This window comes from Prochlorococcus sp. G4PB17, from assembly GCF_059772445.1.
On the sequence record NZ_CM186288.1, the window covers coordinates 1,420,631 to 1,438,140 of the forward strand.

The window sequence follows — 17,510 nt, forward strand, 5'->3', positions numbered from 1 at the left end:
CTTATTCATGTAAGAATTTGGATATCTTTTGGAACATTTTATAGATAATTAAGTATGGAGTAAGTCACTTAGCATTTAAAGTGAGATTAGTAGCGAATAGATGGAAATAAAAATTGATGGCAAGCAATTTTTATTTCCTATTAAAGTTAAGGCAATTTGATATTGCTTATTGGCAACTAGCTTGATCCTATTAAGGGGTGGTCTAGTTCAAAAAAAAAAGATAACTTAGTTCAATAGCTTATTACCTTTGACTGTTGCACAGCAGACTGATTCGCAGTTAAGCCGACGGCTCCAGAAGGATAGTATAACCATCTCAGGGAAGGTTATTTATATTAATCCTTTTCTCTATTGGCGTCGCTTCGACAATAACACTGATAGATGGTTGAGAGAGCCTGGTCAGTTAGGCGAAGAGCAGATAAATGTTAATAGAGCTCGTTTTTATCCAGAAGTTGATTGGACTTTTCTTAAAGAAGAAGAGCGGATTATTAAAGATGCTGCAGTTGAAATGTTTTTGAAAACGCTTGAATTAATAAGTACTTTTCACCCTGAGCTTACAGCAGGACAATTGTTAGAAGTAGAAAGAAAAATGGCAGTCACGAAGAAAAGGTCTTTTGAACGCTGGGTACAAAAATCTTTTCAGAAGAAAGTTAATCAAGCTTCAAGAGAAAGGAATAGATTTGCTAGAGAACGGTTCCTAAGAGGTTGGCGAGAATGGTTGACTCTTGAAACTACCCATCAAGCTTTTCTTCCATTCGCAGCAATAATAGTGATATCAACAGTCACTGGTTGGTCTATGGGTATTTCAAACAATAGTTGTACTCCTTACTTTTCATCCTCAGAAACAAGTATCCTGAAGTAGCTTATTCACAGCCATTATGGCTAAAGATCAATTAAGGGATTTGCATTCCTTTGCAATGGAGTCAGCCTTGCCTTTTGGTATCGGTTTAATTAAGAATGTAAAAACTGGTGGCTTGAAAAAAGTAATGGGTGTACTGAGATCAAAAGATCCTATTTTAGAATTTCAGGTTGAGGGAGAAACCTCTGCAAAAAACTTAAGAGATAAGATTGATCAAGTTTTTCCTGGCTTAGGTTATCCAGTAGTTTCAGTTGAAGTGACTGTTGAAGACAATGATCCTAATACTGAAACCTATGATCAAGATTCTTTACTTTCAACTTTAAATAGAATTGATAGTCAGTTAGATCACCTAAGGCATTTGATTAGCAATGACTCAAATACTTAGATGATAAAAATATATTCATGAAATGAAGAAAAATGAAAAATTTTATTTGAGTTCTAAAAAGCATGTAGGTGCTTTTAATCAACCTATAGTATTCTTTTTGTTTATTTGTTTAATTTTCTTTGTAACAGGTGCCCGTCTTTTTTGGATACAAATAATTAATGGGTCATATCATAAAAAACTTTCAGAAGAAAACAGAATTAAGCTAATTGCAAACCCACCAATAAGAGGAAGATTATTAGATCGAAATGGTGTCGTGCTTGTAGACAATAAATTAATTTACTCTTTGTCAGTTCAACCTAGACTCTTAAATGATAATTTATGGACTGAGCTGCGAAAATCTTTATCTGACTTATTAAATATCTCCTCAAATCAATTAGAGCTTGCTTTTAATAGAAATAATTCAGACACACCTTATAAAAAAGTATTATTAAATGATTTATCTGAGGAGCAAGTTATTAAATTTAAAGAACAAGAGAGAAACCTGTATGGTGCTCAGATAGATATTTCTTTAGTCAGAAATTACCCATATAAGTCTTTAGCTGCTCATGTTTTAGGTTATACACAGTTGATAACTCAAAAGGAGTTTTCTAATCTTTCAGAAAAAGGTTATAAATTATCAGATCGAATTGGCAGAAAAGGTATAGAGGCTGCTTTTGAAAAAAGATTAAGAGGTAAGTGGGGTGGAGAAATGCTCGAGATTGATTCAATAGGCACGGTTCAACGAAGTCTAGGGTTGAAGTTGCCACAGGCTGGTGAGGACATCACATTAACCCTTGATTTGGAGCTACAACGAATAGCCGAAAAAGTTTTGTCTGATAAAGTTGCTGGAGCAATAGTGGTGCTTGATCCACGAACAGGTGCAATCAGGGCAATTGCTAGCCAACCTACTTTTGACCTGAATTTTTTTTCTCAGCCTTTTACTAATAGTCAATATGACAACTTATTTTTGTCATCAAATCTCCCCCTTTTGAGTAGAGCATTTAATGCATATGATCCAGGAAGTACATGGAAACCTGTAACAGCTATTGCAGGCATGGAAAGTGGTAAATTCCCAGCAAGTCGAAAATTAAATACGGTTCCTTGTATTACTTTTGGGAGTCATTGCTTTCCTGAATATAACAAAAGAGGTTTTGGTTGGATTGGATATGAAGATGCATTGAGAGTATCTAGTAATACTTTTTTTTATCAAGTAGGAGTAGGGTCTGGCTCCAAGGCTTTATATGATGCGGCAATCAAACTTGGCTTCAATAACTATACTGGTATAGAAACTTTTCTTGAGGATAATAAGGGCTTAGTAGGCAATAAAAAATGGGCCGCGCAGGGGCGTGGGTGGGGGAATCCTGGAGAGACGCCGTGGATTGTAGAGGATATGGCTAGTGCATCTATTGGTCAGTCAGTGGTTCAAGTTACTCCATTACAATTAGCACGAGCATATGCAGTTTTTGCAAATGGAGGTTACTTGATTACGCCTCATTTAGTTGATGATAGAAAAGATTGGAGATCAGAAAAGTATTTACAAAAAGTAGATATTAAAGAAACAACAATCGAAACAATTAGGCGAGGACTTCGAAAAGTGGTAACGAGTGGGACTGGTATCGCAATGAATCAGGAGGCTCTTTCTCTACCTCCAGTAGCTGGTAAAACTGGAACTGCTGAAGATAGTAGTGGAGGTGCTGATCATGCATGGTTTGCTGGGTTTGCACCTTATGAGTCTGGAGAAATAGTTATTGTTGCATTTGCTCAGAATACTCCTGGTGGTGGTTCAGTACATGCTTTACCAATGGCAAAAAAAATTTTGCAGACATGGTATAAGTTAAATTCTAATGAGTAATTAAGTAGCGATAAAGATTGAGTGGTAGAATTAATTAGAGTGATTTAGTTGTAGTAGTTGATTTAGAATGGCGTTGATTGATTTATCATCAGCAACTTTTGATTTATTCGTAGCTAATTGACGACCTAAGACTAAAGCCCCAAGGTGAGTTAATTGAATTCGCATTGAAAGTAATAATTCCATACATCCTCCTCCTGAAAAACTTGCAATTGCAATTGGACGTTCGTTGAATAAACTTCGAAAATCTTTTCCTTGGACAGACAGCCAAGCTATCGTATTTGTAAGAATTGGAGGAATTGAGCCGTTATATTCAGGCGCACAAATAACCCAGTGTGAGTGGCTCTCCATTTGAGTATTGATCGACTTAATATTTTCTGGTGCTTTATCTTTTGAATTATGACGTGGATTAAATATAGGTAAATCATTTTTTGATTCTGTCAAATCAAGTAATTCGCATGAGTAATTTAGTTCTTTGCCTGCGACTAGAAATCTTTTGGCTAGTTTGAGATTTTCACCGTTACTAGCAGCTATAACAAGAAGCTTTTTATTAGACATTGTGAATCAAAAGGGAAGTGTGAATGGATAATGTCGTTTTTGTAATGAATCTAGTAGTTCGCTCCGGTTTTTCGATGATGAACTGCTGTTACTCCATCTTTTTTAATGACTTTTCCATGTTTAATTTCAGCATATATCAGCCAATGATCCCCACACTCCATTCGTTGACTTACTGTACCCTCCAGCCAAGCTAAAGCTTCATTTAATAATGGCTGATTGCTTGGACTTAATTTAATCTCAAGATTGGCAAATCTGTTATCTCCAGGCTTGAATGATTGGAGAAATTGTTTAAGGAGGCTTTGGTAATTGCCTTGCTCTAAAATGTTTAAAGCAAAGTTATCTCCTGTATGCAGTAAGTTTTCTACAGCTCTTTCTTTAGCGACTGCAATCGTAATACCAGGAGGAGAAAAGCTTGCTTGACTAACCCAACTTGCAACCATAGCTCCGCTAATCAGATTATCTTCATCTCCTTTTTGCGCAGTCAATATACATAGTGATCCTACAACTCTTCCTAGTGCATTAATTGTTGGATCACTTTTACTTGTATTTAAACCAACATTAGCCTTTCTTTGTTGGCGTGATTTTGCATTAATTAATTGTTTACCAAATTGGATACCTGTTTCTTCAAGTTTTTTAATGATTAAAGGATCAGGACTGAATTTGATTTTGATAGGTTCGAATCCAAATTTAAAGCCTCCATCTTTTAATTTTTTTTCAAGTAAATCAAGGGCTTCCCCACTCCATCCATAACTTCCAAATACTCCAGCAGGCTTTCCTCTATCTCCCTCAGCCAAAAGCGAGCCAAGTGCTGAAACAATCGGGGTGGGTGCATGTCCTCCTAATGTTGGCGATCCAATTAAATAACCATCTGCTTTACGAATTTCAGTGACTAAGCTATCTGATGCGGTGAATTCACAATTAATAATCTTAACCTTGACTCCTGTTTTGCTAATTCCTCTAGCAATAGCATCCGCAATAGCAGCAGTATTTCCATATGCACTAGCAAATAATAAAGCGACTCTTAAATTGCTGTATTTTTGGCTTTCTCCCCAGCTTTGGTAGTTGTTTAATAAACTCCTCCAACTACCGCTGATTGCAGGTCCATGTCCAGGTACTATCGTATCAATCTCAAAGTCTTCAAATTTTTCGATAATACTATTCACTTGCGTAGACATTGACGCCATTAGACAATCGAAGTAATGTCTTCTCTCCTCTTCGGTGCTACAACTGTTTAATTCAGCCCATTTTTCTTCATAAACATGCGCACCAAATAATTTATCACTCATCAATAAACCAGTTTGCTTTTCAAAAACAATTAGTCCACCAGGCCAGCGAGCTGTTGGCGCGGGAATTAACGTAATCTCAAAATTACTGTCGAGTGAAAGAGTTTCTAATTGTTTAATGATCTGTATATTTGGAAGAACTTCAACTGTCTCAAATGCTTCTTTAGGATTTGTATTTTGCGATGGTTTTCGTAAATTCCAAATCTCTTTGAATAATTTTGCACCTGGATTAGAACAAATAACCGTTAAATTTTTATATTTCACATTCATTCTTTTCACAAAAGCTACTTTGTTGGGATTGATATGACCCATGACTAACTTTATTGCAGACGAATCACTGCTAATTAATGTCTCAAACTCTTCTAAAAATTCTTTTTCAAATGTTAAACCAGGAGGATGAATTAAAATATAATCATGTGATTTAGAATGTTCATCTTGAGAAGAATTAAATAGAAAAGAATTAGTGCAACTACCTTTTTCAAGAGAGTATTCAACTTCAAATCTTGTTCTTTTTGGGTTTAGGCTTCTTAAGCAAATAAAGTTCTCCTCAATAGGAATCTGAATGGTTTTTTTTATGAAAGCATTTAAATTTGATGATGAAATGTTCTCTACTATCATTGTTAATAATTACTACCAACTCTTCTGTGATGAACTGCTGTTTTATTTTGAGTATTGGATAAATTACCTTTTTCAACTGATGAATAAATGATCCAATGATCTGTTGTCTCCATTCTTTTGATAACTTTACATGAAAGGAACGCTAACGCATCAGATAAAACTGGTCCCCCAGCCGCAAGATCATTCATTAATTCAACTCCTTCAAATCGATTAGCACCAGGTGGAAAACGTTTTAAGAAGTGTCTGAAGAGGTGCAAATAGTTGTTTTCTTGAAGGATATTGAGAACAAAAAGATCATTGACTTGTAATAGTGATTCAATGGCTCTATCTTTAGCTACCGCTACGGTTATTCCAGGAGGTTCGAAACTTGCTTGACTAACCCAACTTGCAACCATCGCACCGTCTCGCCTGTCCGTGCCTTCACTGTCTTTAGCAGTAACAATATAGAGTCCACCGCTTAAGCAACCCAGTGCCTTATTTAAGTCTCCATCAAGGCTTTTAGTAGCAGCTAAATTTTTCTTTCTAGTGAGAATTTGCCCTAAATCTGTACCAGCTTCTTCAAATTGTTGATAAACACTTTTGTTCGGTTCGTCACGTACTCGAAGTGGTTTAAATGCTTCTTTTTGTCCAAGCTTTCTTAATTGGTTAGTAATAAAGTCAATTGGCTCTTCATTTCCGCCATATGAATCATAAGTAGCTACCCATTGCTTTTGTTTTAATGATGCAAGTAGTGTCCCAATATTACTATGTAATTCTGAATCAGATTTGATTGGCCATGTTGGTACAACCACTGCGCTTGCATCACTAATTAGAGCACTTAATTCTTGAGTGTCTGAAGCAATAAGATCAACTAATTGCACTTGAGCATTTGCCTTGCCTATACCATGAGCAATTGCTTGACTAAGGCGATCGCAAAAACCATATTGGCTGAGATAACAAACCACAGCATAGTTATCTCCTTTACTTCTTTGCTTACTCCATTCTCTATAATTATTCAGCCATAACTGCGTATTAAAATTAAGGATTGGTCCATGTCCAACACCAATAGTTTGGACGGTTGGCAAAGCATCAATTTTTTTTAATGCTTGAACTACGCTACGGGCATTAGGACCCATTAGGCAGTCGTAATAAAATCGAAAATCTTCATTTAATAGACTTGGATTTTCGTCGTACAATTTTTCTGAACAGTAATGCAAACCAAATGCATCACAAGTATATAAAACTTGTGTACCTTGATCAAAAGAAAAAATAGTATCGGGCCAGTGTAGATTTGGCGCACTAATAAATTCAATGTTGTGCTCGATTCCGCTGATTGAATTAATTTCTAAATTTAGATTCTCACCACTTTTGACTGCTCTTGACTTAAAAGGTTGATGGATTTGGTCCTCTAGAAATTTTATAGCTACTTTAGATGCGACGATTTCAATATTTGGGTTTAATTCAATTAAGTATTTAATGAGTCCTGAATGATCTGGCTCTGTGTGACTGACTATTAAATAATCAATTTCTGTTGGATTGATTTCTTGTCTTAGTTTTTCAAACCAAATATTTTTAAACTTTAAATGACTTGTATCTATAAGTGCAGTTTTTTTGCCTCTTATTAAAAAGCTATTGTACGTAGTTCCATTTCGAAGGCCAAATTCAATATCAAACCTGCTCCGATCCCAATCCAACGATCTTAAAGTGTGTGTGTCTTCAGCGATTTTTTCATATTGCAGTGAAAGCCTAGGAGTATCCTTTTTCTGATTTTCTAAAGCTGTCGATTCAGTAAAAATCATGTTCCTAAAGCCATTAATCAGAGAGAGCTAGAAAGCTGCAACAAATTAGATTGCTGAGTGAAAATACCTAGTTCATATTTTACTATAATAGGATATTGAGGTTTGCACGTGTGATACTGCTTCCCGTAAATATTATTTGTTTGCAATAGGTATGGATCTCGACGGATTTTTTTGAATATTTTGTCTTACGAAGTCTCATGGGTTTCCATTTTGTTATTGTTTAAGGGCAAGTCGAGCCAATCTGACCATTTTTGTGATTGTTTTCAAAAACCTTTTTAAAGATAATTTTTAGGTATGGAAAAAAATTCCTCCACCTTAATGAATCCGCCATTTCTTACAGGAGATGAAATAAGAGAGGCATTTATAAACTTTTTTACCAAACATAATCATAAGAAACTTGAAAGTTCTTCTTTAATTCCAGAGGATCCAACTGTTTTATTGACAATTGCGGGGATGTTACCTTTTAAGCCTATTTTTTTAGGATTGAAAGAATCTCCTACTCCTAGAGCAACATCCAGTCAAAAATGTATTAGAACAAATGATATTGAAAATGTAGGGAGAACAGCTAGGCATCATACTTTTTTTGAGATGCTTGGTAATTTTTCTTTTGGTGATTACTTTAAAAAAGAGGCAATTCAATGGGCTTGGGAATTAACTACTGAAGTTTTTCGACTGAGTCCAAAGAATATAGTCATTAGTGTTTTTGAAGAAGACTTAGAAGCAGAGCAAATATGGAAAGAAGTTGAAGGGGTTGATGCAAAGAGAATCATCAGAATGGGTGCTTCTGATAATTTTTGGTCATCTGGAGCTACAGGACCTTGTGGTCCATGTTCGGAACTGTATTTTGATTTTAAACCCGAATTAGGAAGTGATGGTATAGATCTTGAAGACGATAGTCGATTTATAGAATTTTATAATTTGGTTTTTATGCAATACAACCGAGACTTAAAGGGCACTCTTGAACCATTGGCGAATTGTCATATTGATACAGGAATGGGCTTAGAAAGAATGGCTCAAATTTTGCAAAAAAAATCTAATAATTACGAAACGGATCTTATTTTTCCTCTTATTGAGTCAGCGGCTTTGTTAGCCAAAATTAATTACGAAACTACAAATAAAAAAAATCAAACATCATTAAAAATTATTGGAGATCATTGCAGAGCTGTCACTCATTTGATTTGTGATGGTGTAACTGCTAGTAATCTAGGGCGAGGCTATATTCTTCGTCGTCTCATACGGCGTATGATTAGACATGGTCGACTGGTAGGGATTAATCAATCGTTTTTACCTCAGCTAGCTGAAGTTGCTATTGAGCTGATGAACAATGCTTATCCTCAATTACTGGAGAAAAAGAAAATTATTCTTAATGAGTTAAAAATAGAAGAATCTCGTTTCCTTGAAACTCTTGAGCGGGGAGAAAAACTTTTGGCAGAGATAACAGCTCGTGAATGTGATCTTATCTCTGGTGCGCAGGCATTTGAGCTTTATGATACTTATGGTTTTCCTTTGGAATTAACTGAGGAGATCGCTAATGAAAAAGGTATTTCTGTTGATATTACTGGTTTTGAAAATGAGATGGCAAAGCAACGTAAACGTGCAAAAGAGGCTTCTGTCAGTATTGATTTAACTGAAGAAGGTTCCATTGAAAGAGAAATTTCTTTATTTGATGAAACAAGATTTGAGGGCTATGAAAAGTTAGAAACCACTTCTACTGTGATAGGCATTTTTAAAAATAATGAATTAGTGAAACAAGCTGTTGAGGGTGATTTAGTCAAGATTATTGTTAATAAAACGCCTTTTTATGCTGAGTCGGGTGGCCAAATCGGAGATAAAGGCTTAATAACGTCTCAAGATTTAGAGGTGTCTATAGAAAATGTTAGAAAAAAGAAGAATATTTTTATTCATTCTGGAATGATTAAAACTGGAGTTCTAAAAGTTAACTCATCGGTTCAGATGAATGTGACTCCATCTTTTCGTCAGCGAACAACATCAAATCACACTGCTACACATTTATTGCAATCTGCCTTAAAAATATTTATCGACTCAAGTGTAAGTCAAAGAGGCTCGTTAGTTTCAAATGATCGATTGAGATTTGATTTTAATGCTCCAAAACCCCTTACAAACAAAGAACTTAATGATATGGAAGTACGGATAAATCAATGGATTGATGAAGATCATCCAATTCAAATTAAAACGATGCCAATCAAGGAAGCTATGGCAGCTGGTGCTTTGGCAATGTTTGGTGAGAAATATGGTGATGTGGTACGTGTTGTGGATGTTCCAGGTGTTTCTATGGAGTTATGTGGAGGGACCCATGTGACTCGTACGTCACAATTAGGTACGTTTAAGATTATTAATGAGGCAGGTATTGCTTCAGGTATTAGAAGAATAGAGGCTATAGCTGGCCCATCCGTTTTAGATTATTTTAATGAACGTGATGTGGTAGTAAAAGAGTTAAGTAAATCATTTAAGGTGCAGTCATATGAAATTGTTGATAGAGTCGCATCTCTGCAGCTTGAACTGAAAGACAAAACAAAAGAACTTGTCAAGGTGAGGAATGAACTCGCATTAGCTAAGGCATTGGGTTTGGCGAGTTATGCAAAATCTGTTGGTAAGACTAAATTATTAGTTAGACGCTTAGATGGAGTTGATGGTTTGGGATTGCAATCTGCAGCTACAAGTTTGTTAGATCATTTAGGTGAGTATTCTGCTGTCGTTTTGGGAGGTATTCCAAATCAGGAGATCGATAATAAATTAGTTTTTGTTGCTGCATTTTCTCCTGATTTAGTCTCAGATGGTTTACATGCAGGCAAATTCATAAGTGGGGTTGCAAAAATGTGCGGTGGTGGTGGCGGTGGTCGTCCAAATCTCGCCCAAGCTGGTGGTAGTCAACCTCAATCTTTGGATCTAGCTTTAGAAAAAGCTAATGAGGATTTGACTCAACAATTGTCTTAATTTAGCTCTGTAGGTAAGTACTTTGACGGAGGCTTGCTTCTACATGCTCTATGAGTTTTTGTGCATCATGGATTTTTAGATGCCCGCCTTGAATAGCTGATTCGCTTGATTTTCGTAATCGCTCTAATAATATTTCTGGATCATGCTCCAAATATTCAAGAACATTTGATTTTGTATTCCCACGAATGACATGCTCAACTTTATATTTCCCTTTCTCTGTAAATCTTATATGGACTGCATTAGTACTCCCAAATAAATTATGTAGATTTCCCATGACTTCTTGATAGGCGCCACCTAAGAAAAGACCAATTAGATATTTTTCGTCTTGATTAAATTCATGAAGAGGTAGCAAATTTTTAATTTTTCCATTGTCAATAAATTGATCAAGCTTTCCATCTGAATCGCATGTTAAATCTGCAAAGTGACCAAGTTTGTTCGGTTCTGTGCTAAGCCGATGGATTGGCATTATTGGAAAAACTTGATCAATGGCCCAAGTGTCTGGAGCCGATCTAAATACGGAAAGATTTGCATAATACGTTACAGCTAAACTTTCACTTAATTTCTTTAGTTCTTTAGGTAGAAGTATATTTTTTGGTAATTGATTAACAATTGTTTTTGCACAGGTCCATGTCAACTGCTCAGCTTTTGCACGTTCAACTAAATCTATATAACCGAGACGAAAAGCCGCTAGTGCATCTGCTTTAAATTTAAGAGAATCATTCCATGCTTCTTGTAGTTTGGCTAAATCTTCTTCGTGCTTAAGTTCTAGAGAATTTATATGGACTAATGTTTCACGTAAATTTCTCACAGAGAGACATTCTTTTTCGTCTTCTTTAGGAATATCAGAAGGCAATGAATTTTTGCCTAAAATATTAAAGATTAAGATTGAGAAGTGACTAGCAATAGCTCTTCCACTCTCCGTAATCAAAGTTGGTAGGGGTATTTTTTTTGATTCACAACACTCTTTAATTGTTGCTACTACGTCATTTGCATAATTTTGAAGTGAGTAGTTAGTAGATGCTATTGAAGCAGTTTGACTTCCATCGTAATCAATTCCTAATCCACCTCCAACGTCTAAGTATCCCATGGGTGCTCCAAGATTAATTAATTCTGCATAAATTTGTCCAGCTTCTTGTAAGGCATCTTTTAAAATACCTATATCGTTAATTTGACTCCCTAGATGAAAATGTAAAAGCTTTAATTCATTGAGAAGTTTTGCTTCTTTTAAACTTTGGGTTGCTTTCAATATTTCTGGAATTGAAAGTCCAAATTTCGACTTATCACCAATCGAGCTACTCCATCTTCCACTGCTTTGACTTGAGAGTTTGGCTCTTATTCCTATGAGCGGAGATGCTCCAAGTGAGTTGCTTGATTTTATAATCATATCAATATCACTAGCTTGTTCTATAACTACTATAGGTTGACGTCCAAGTTGACGTGCTAAGATAGCTGTCTCAACATAACGTTGATCTTTATAGCCATTACATATGAGTAAAGCTTTAGGATCTTCTAGAATTGATAAAGCAATTAATAATTCTGGCTTGCTTCCAGCTTCTAAGCCAAAATGCCACTTGGAACCACAGGTGATTAATTCTTCAACTACGTGACGCTGTTGATTACATTTAATTGGAAATACACCTTGGTATTTTCCTTGATATTGAAAGTCACTAATGGCTTTTTCAAAAGCTTTATGCAAGTTTTTTAAGCAGTCTTCAAGAATATCGTCAAATCTAATTAAAAGAGGAAATTTTAGTTTTCGACTTTCTAGTTCATCTAAGAGTTCCATCAGATCATGAGATTTTCTTCTGGAACCATGGGGACAAATAGCAATATTCCCTTTTTCATTGATAGTGAAATAACCCTTCCCCCATCTATTAATCCCATAGAGGTCAGAGCTATTTTGGATAGTCCAAGAAGGAGATTGAATAGTATTCTTCACAGCAATTTATGCGATAAAAAAATTTTCAAGTTTTGATCATTCACGGTTAATACAATTAAATCTAAGAACAGTTTTATTAAGTGTCATGTTTTACTTGCCAAGAGGGTAGTTTTAGGAAGACTATGGCTTCATATTATTGAATATCGCAATGACTTTGGAAAGAACCTTTGTTGCTATCAAGCCAGATGGTGTGCAAAGAGGTTTAATCTCTGAGATTCTTGGTCGTTTTGAAACTAAAGGATTCAAATTAGTTGGTCTCAAGCAACTCACACCAACCAAAGAGCTTGCTGAAAAACACTACGGTGTTCATAAAGAACGCCCTTTCTTTTCAGGTTTAGTTGATTTCATAACAAGTGGCCCAGTTGTGGCAATGGTTTGGGAGGGTGAAGGTGTCATTGCAAGTGCGAGAAAATTGATTGGAGCAACAAAGCCTCTTGAGGCTGAACCTGGAACTATTAGAGGTGATTTAGCTGTGAACATTGGTCGTAATGTCATTCATGGTTCTGATGGTTCTGATACAGCAGTATTTGAAATTGATCTATGGTTCCAGAAAAATGAACTTGTTGAATGGACTCCATCAGATCAATCATGGAGAGTTGAATAAATTATTGTTGAACCTCACAATTTTTTTTGGTGGTTTTTAAAATCTGTTCCATCTGAATTTGGACAACAAAGTACTTTCCTCATTACTTAAAGAGCTCGAGCAAATTGATTTTCCAATTAATTCTGCAGTTATCGCTGCCAAAAGAACTCCATTGCGGTGATGCCCAGTAGCCAGCCAGAGGCCATTAATTGATGACATTCCCAGTAAAGGTCCTTCGTCTGGTGTGCATGGACGGAAACCCCACCATCTCTCCATATGAGGTAGTTGATTCAGTTCAGGTATGAGAGATTGTATTCCTTTTTGAAGCTCGCGTTGTCCTTTTGGAGTAAGTCCTTTTTGGAAGCCTGCCTCACGCTCACTAGTAGCTCCTACGATTATTAGACCGTCCTCTCTTGGAACTAAATAAATGCCAGGTCCAAAAATAATTCTTTTTAGAATCTGTTTTGGTCCCTGAATAGATAGCATCTGGCCTTTAACAGGAAAAATAGGGAGTGTTTTAAATATTTCTTTGCTCCAAGCTCCGCAGCAGAGAACTGCCTCTTCGCTTTTTAAATGATTGATATTTCCATTAATATCTTTAATTTTGACCCCATTAAATTTATTTGAATCTTTCATTATTTCAATTACTTCAACTCCTTCTTGAAAGTGAACACCTAATTCAACACAAGCTTTTTCAAGGGCTCTCATTAATAGTCTTCGATTATCGATTTGACCGTCCTGTCTAAAAAGTAAACCCAATTTCCATTTTTCTGAGAGTCCAGGAACTTCTTTAAGGAGCTCATTCCTGTTTAGCTTTTCACCAAATTTATATGTTGGGTAGGATTCACAGTCTTTGAGACTTTCAAATGGGACAACAATCCCACAAGTTTTGAGACCACATGACATTTTGCTATTTGTCTCAATGTTTTCTATCCATCTAGGGTGGCTTTGAAGACTACTTTGACCAAGATCTAAAAGATTACCTTGAAGCCCTTCAGCATGAGGAGCTAGCATTCCAGCAGCAACAAAGCCCGCTGCTTCACTTCTGCTTCTGCTTAAAACTTCTACTCGTTTACCTCTTTGAGCAAGTTCATGGGCTATTGCAAGACCCATTAATCCTCCTCCGAGGATTAACAATGGTTTTTCATTTAAGACACCCATTGCTTGGATTTGGAAAATGTTATTTTCAATGTTTTAGATTACGTTAGCTTCCATGACAGAGCTTTTCTTTCATAAGATTCTCATATCTAGGTCAAATTAATGACAGAATCAAATGTTTCTTGGGAAGTGGTAATCGGATTAGAGACGCATGTGCAGTTGGGGACTAATAGCAAAATATTTACAAGCGCATCAACAAATTTTGGTGATGATCCAAATACTCATATTGATCCAGTAGTTTGTGGGTTACCAGGCACTTTGCCAGTTTTAAATAAGAAGGTTTTGGAATATGCAGTTAAAGCAGCGATGGCGTTGAATCTAAATATTGCCTCTCATAGTAAATTTGATAGAAAGCAATATTTTTATCCAGACTTACCAAAAAATTATCAAATATCTCAGTTTGATGAACCTATTGCAGAAGATGGTTGGATAGAGGTAGAAGTAGCTGAAAAAGGGAAAGAGACTTATATCAAAAAAATAGGCATTGAAAGATTACATATGGAGGAGGACGCTGGAAAACTTGTTCACGCAGGTAGTGATCAATTGTCGGGCTCTACTCATTCTTTGGTTGATTACAATAGAGCAGGCGTAGCATTGGCCGAAATAGTGAGTAAACCTGATCTAAGAACGGCTAGAGAGGCTGCTGAGTATGCAGCTGAAATTAGAAGAATCATGCGTTACTTAGGAGTATCAGATGGAAATATGCAGGAAGGTTCTTTGCGATGTGATGTCAATATTTCAGTCAGACCAACTGTTAATGATCCATTTGGCACAAAAGTAGAAATAAAAAATATGAATTCATTTTCAGCAATTCAGAAAGCATGTGAATATGAAATTAAGCGGCAAATTAAAGCTTATGAATCTGGAGAGAAAGTAAAACAAGAAACGAGGTTGTGGGATGAAGGCAAGCAACTTACTAAAAGCATGAGATCAAAAGAAGGCAGTAGTGATTATCGTTATTTTCCTGATCCTGATTTAGGTCCGATAGAAGTAAGTAATGATTTAAAAGAGAAATGGCGTTCAGAATTACCAGAATTGCCAGCTGCTAAAAGAAATAGATATGCAGCAGAACTTGGTCTTTCTATTTATGATGCACGAGTTTTGACTGATGAATCTTCAATGGCTAAATATTTTGAGCAAGTTGTTAATGAAGGTGGAGCAGCAAAAGCTTCTGCAAATTGGATAACCGGAGACATAGCAGCATATATAAAATCAAATAGATTATTATTTGATCAATTATCTTTTAAACCGAATGAATTAGCAGAAATGTTAAATATGATTGATGCAGGAGAAATAAGTGGAAAAATTGCTAAAGAAATTTTACCTGAACTATTAAGTAAAGGTGGTTCACCAAAGCAATTAGTTCAAGAACGTGGTTTAGGCATGATTGGTGATCCAAAAGTTATTGAGGAAATTATTGATAAATTGATTCTAAATCATCCTAATGAGGTTGAATCTTTTAGAGCTGGGAAGAAGAAATTGTTAGGTTTTTTTGTTGGTCAATTAATGAAGGAAACAAAAGGAAAAGCGGACCCAAAACTTGCTAATAAATTATTAAATAAGAAATTACAAGGTTAGAAATTATATAATTTTTGTAATTCCATTTTCCATGTTTGATCATCGTTAGAATTATTAATTATATAATCTGCAAATTGTTTTTTTATAGAGTTTTCTAATTGTGCATCAATTCTTTGATTTGCCTCTTCAAAACTTAATTTATCTCTTTTCTGTATTCGCTCTAGTTGTTTAGCTTTAGAACAATCTATATATAAAACTTCACTACATATATTTGTATAATCTTTTTCAAACAGTAGAGGAATAATTAATATAATTACTGAATTTGATTTAAATCTTTCTAATTCCTCTTCAATTCTTTTATTGACAAATGGATGTATTATTTCTTCCAGCCATTTTTTTTCAATATTGTTTGTAAAAATAATTTTTGCTAATGCTTTACGATTAATAATTTGATCATTGCTTCTCGATTCTTGCACTACTTTCTGTCCAAATCTTAATAAGACTTGCTTTGATAGTTCGCTTCCAGGCTTTAAGGCTTCATGAGCATATAAATCAGCATCAATAATTGGCCATTGTTTGGCTTTAAAAAGAAAAGCTCCAATTAGTGATTTGCCACTAGCAATTCCTCCAGTGATACCTATTCTTTTTTGCTTGCCTTTCCATCTAAGACAAAAGTTTTTTGTTTGTTTTTTATCAATCATTAATATTGATAGTAAGTGAAAAATGCATTTTTGAACTTGAGTCTTTTGGTATCTTCTTCATGGTCTCCAATTTCCGGTGGCATTACCAGTCCTGATGGCTTTCTAGCAGCTGGTATTTCAGCAGGATTAAAGGTTTCTGGGAAGAAAGATCTTGCCTTACTTTATGCACCTGAGGGTTCTTGTTGTAGCGGGACCTTTACCCAATCATTAGTCCGTGCGTATTGTGTGGATCTATGTATTGATCGTCTTAAAGTTACTCAGGGAAAAATACGTGCTGTTGTAATTAATTCTGGACAAGCAAATGCATGTACGGGTAATAGAGGAAAAATTGATAGTGAAACTATCACATATGAACTTGCTAAACGTCTGGGGTTATCAACAGAAGAAGTATTGATATGTTCTACTGGTGTCATTGGTGAGCCAATACCAATAGATAAAGTTACAGGTCATTTAGATGATCTTATAAAGAGCTTAGATAAAAACGCATACCTGGATGCCGCCAATGCAATTCTCACCACAGATCTTAAGGTTAAGCAAATTGCATATGAAGCGAATTTAGGTGGTAGACGCGTATGTATAGGAGGCATGGCTAAGGGCTCAGGTATGATTCATCCATCAATGGCGACTATGTTGAGTTATGTCACATGTGATGCAGGTATCGATCAAGCATTATGGTCAGATATGATTCAGCGAGTAGCAGAATCTTCTTTTAATGCAATTACAGTTGATGGAGATACTAGTACTAATGATACTTTTTTAGCTTTTTCTTCTGGTACAGAATTAGATTCAAGATATTTATCAACCCTTGAAGAAGGATTACATCTTACTGCTCAATACTTGGCCAAAGCAATTGCAAGGGACGGGGAAGGAGCTAATTGCTTATTGGAGATAAAGGTTGAAGGTGCTCAGAATAATTCAGATGCTCAACTAATTGCTCGTACTATTGCTTCATCTTCCTTGGTTAAAACTGCAGTTCATGGTTCAGATCCTAATTGGGGACGAATTATTGCTGCACTTGGACGTTCAGGAAGTTTTTTTAATTTGAATGATGTGAAATTATGGATTGGACCTTATGCAATTTTTTCAAATGGAATACCTCTTGACTTTGATAGACAAATAGTTAGTAATTTTATGAAAGCGAGATTAAATGGAAAATATTTGCTTGATGATCTTATAAGGATTCGTTTATTGGTAGGGATGGGAAAAGGTTCAGCTACATCTTGGGGGTGTGACTTATCTGACCAATATGTTAGTATCAATGCTGACTATACTACTTGAAATTGTAATCGTCAAAACCTCAGTTATTGCAGTGGATTTGCTATTGTATTTATATACTATTTTGGCATATGT

Annotated in this window: 13 protein-coding genes; 7 read left to right on the plus strand and 6 right to left on the minus strand. The window is 35.6% G+C overall.

All coding sequences use genetic code 11. The features are described from left to right. Positions 1 to 247: 247 nt before the first annotated feature. From AC6EJB_RS08115 to mrdA, 3 genes are read left to right on the plus strand one after another with little or no spacing between them, the layout of a single operon-like run. The gene (locus AC6EJB_RS08115) at positions 248 to 859 is read left to right on the plus strand and encodes a DUF8672 family protein (RefSeq protein ID WP_498490848.1); all 612 of its coding nucleotides are present in this window, start codon (positions 248 to 250) and stop codon (positions 857 to 859) included. Positions 860 to 875: 16 nt separating this feature from the next. After that, positions 876 to 1,241: a hypothetical protein gene (locus tag AC6EJB_RS08120; RefSeq protein WP_498490849.1), complete on the plus strand. Its 366-nt coding sequence runs from the start codon at positions 876 to 878 to the stop codon at positions 1,239 to 1,241. Positions 1,242 to 1,263: 22 nt separating this feature from the next. Then, complete coding sequence (gene mrdA, locus AC6EJB_RS08125; protein WP_498490850.1) at positions 1,264 to 3,072, plus strand: penicillin-binding protein 2; 1,809 nt, start codon at positions 1,264 to 1,266, stop codon at positions 3,070 to 3,072. Between the two features lie 30 nt (positions 3,073 to 3,102). Here the strand turns inward: mrdA and AC6EJB_RS08130 are convergent, their stop codons facing one another. Genes AC6EJB_RS08130 through AC6EJB_RS08140 form a run of 3 tightly spaced genes read right to left on the minus strand, consistent with a single transcriptional unit; the run spans position 3,103 to position 7,306 of the window. After that, the gene (locus tag AC6EJB_RS08130) at positions 3,103 to 3,627 is read right to left on the minus strand and encodes an NADPH-dependent FMN reductase (protein ID WP_498490851.1); all 525 of its coding nucleotides are present in this window, start codon (positions 3,625 to 3,627) and stop codon (positions 3,103 to 3,105) included. 50 nt (positions 3,628 to 3,677) lie between these two features. After that, a complete protein-coding gene (locus AC6EJB_RS08135; protein ID WP_498490852.1) occupies positions 3,678 to 5,528 on the minus strand; it encodes a flavin reductase in 1,851 nt (616 codons plus the stop codon). 2 nt (positions 5,529 to 5,530) lie between these two features. Next, positions 5,531 to 7,306: a flavin reductase gene (locus AC6EJB_RS08140; protein WP_498490853.1), complete on the minus strand. Its 1,776-nt coding sequence runs from the start codon at positions 7,304 to 7,306 to the stop codon at positions 5,531 to 5,533. 294 nt (positions 7,307 to 7,600) lie between these two features. On the opposite strand from AC6EJB_RS08140, the gene alaS reads away from it, so the two are divergent. Continuing rightward, positions 7,601 to 10,261 (plus strand): alanine--tRNA ligase, encoded by a 2,661-nt coding sequence (gene alaS, locus AC6EJB_RS08145; protein ID WP_498490854.1) that lies wholly within the window; start codon positions 7,601 to 7,603, stop codon positions 10,259 to 10,261. Between the two features lies 1 nt (position 10,262). Here the strand turns inward: alaS and speA are convergent, their stop codons facing one another. Beyond that, complete coding sequence (gene speA, locus AC6EJB_RS08150) at positions 10,263 to 12,206, minus strand: biosynthetic arginine decarboxylase (protein WP_498492998.1); 1,944 nt, start codon at positions 12,204 to 12,206, stop codon at positions 10,263 to 10,265. Positions 12,207 to 12,348: 142 nt separating this feature from the next. Here speA and ndk point away from each other — a divergent pair, with 142 nt between their 5' ends. Beyond that, positions 12,349 to 12,804 carry a nucleoside-diphosphate kinase gene (gene ndk / locus AC6EJB_RS08155; RefSeq protein WP_498490855.1) on the plus strand — a complete coding sequence of 152 codons (456 nt, stop codon included), beginning with the start codon at positions 12,349 to 12,351 and terminating at the stop codon, positions 12,802 to 12,804. 36 nt (positions 12,805 to 12,840) lie between these two features. Here the strand turns inward: ndk and thiO are convergent, their stop codons facing one another. Continuing rightward, a complete protein-coding gene (gene thiO / locus AC6EJB_RS08160) occupies positions 12,841 to 13,944 on the minus strand; it encodes a glycine oxidase ThiO (RefSeq protein ID WP_498490856.1) in 1,104 nt (367 codons plus the stop codon). A gap of 99 nt (positions 13,945 to 14,043) precedes the next feature. On the opposite strand from thiO, the gene gatB reads away from it, so the two are divergent. Further along, positions 14,044 to 15,519 (plus strand): Asp-tRNA(Asn)/Glu-tRNA(Gln) amidotransferase subunit GatB, encoded by a 1,476-nt coding sequence (gene gatB / locus AC6EJB_RS08165; protein WP_498490857.1) that lies wholly within the window; start codon positions 14,044 to 14,046, stop codon positions 15,517 to 15,519. Here the strand turns inward: gatB and coaE are convergent. Then, the gene (gene coaE, locus AC6EJB_RS08170; protein WP_498490858.1) at positions 15,516 to 16,160 is read right to left on the minus strand and encodes a dephospho-CoA kinase; all 645 of its coding nucleotides are present in this window, start codon (positions 16,158 to 16,160) and stop codon (positions 15,516 to 15,518) included. The genes gatB and coaE overlap by 4 nt on opposite strands. 15 nt (positions 16,161 to 16,175) lie before the next feature. Here coaE and argJ point away from each other — a divergent pair, with 15 nt between their 5' ends. Further along, complete coding sequence (gene argJ / locus AC6EJB_RS08175; RefSeq protein ID WP_498490859.1) at positions 16,176 to 17,438, plus strand: bifunctional glutamate N-acetyltransferase/amino-acid acetyltransferase ArgJ; 1,263 nt, start codon at positions 16,176 to 16,178, stop codon at positions 17,436 to 17,438. The last annotated feature ends 72 nt before the right edge of the window (positions 17,439 to 17,510 follow it).

Excerpts from the sequence above, each read along its gene's own strand:
- coaE (WP_498490858.1), bottom strand. The coding sequence starts at position 16,160 with ATGATTGATAAAAAACAAACAAAAAACTTTTGTCTTAGATGGAAAGGC.
- AC6EJB_RS08140 (WP_498490853.1), bottom strand. The coding sequence starts at position 7,306 with ATGATTTTTACTGAATCGACAGCTTTAGAAAATCAGAAAAAGGATACT.
- AC6EJB_RS08130 (WP_498490851.1), bottom strand. The coding sequence starts at position 3,627 with ATGTCTAATAAAAAGCTTCTTGTTATAGCTGCTAGTAACGGTGAAAAT.
- mrdA (WP_498490850.1), top strand. The coding sequence starts at position 1,264 with ATGAAGAAAAATGAAAAATTTTATTTGAGTTCTAAAAAGCATGTAGGT.
- AC6EJB_RS08135 (WP_498490852.1), bottom strand. The coding sequence starts at position 5,528 with ATGATAGTAGAGAACATTTCATCATCAAATTTAAATGCTTTCATAAAA.
- thiO (WP_498490856.1), bottom strand. The coding sequence starts at position 13,944 with ATGGGTGTCTTAAATGAAAAACCATTGTTAATCCTCGGAGGAGGATTA.
- alaS (WP_498490854.1), top strand. The coding sequence starts at position 7,601 with ATGGAAAAAAATTCCTCCACCTTAATGAATCCGCCATTTCTTACAGGA.
- ndk (WP_498490855.1), top strand. The coding sequence starts at position 12,349 with ATGACTTTGGAAAGAACCTTTGTTGCTATCAAGCCAGATGGTGTGCAA.
- gatB (WP_498490857.1), top strand. The coding sequence starts at position 14,044 with ATGACAGAATCAAATGTTTCTTGGGAAGTGGTAATCGGATTAGAGACG.
- AC6EJB_RS08120 (WP_498490849.1), top strand. The coding sequence starts at position 876 with ATGGCTAAAGATCAATTAAGGGATTTGCATTCCTTTGCAATGGAGTCA.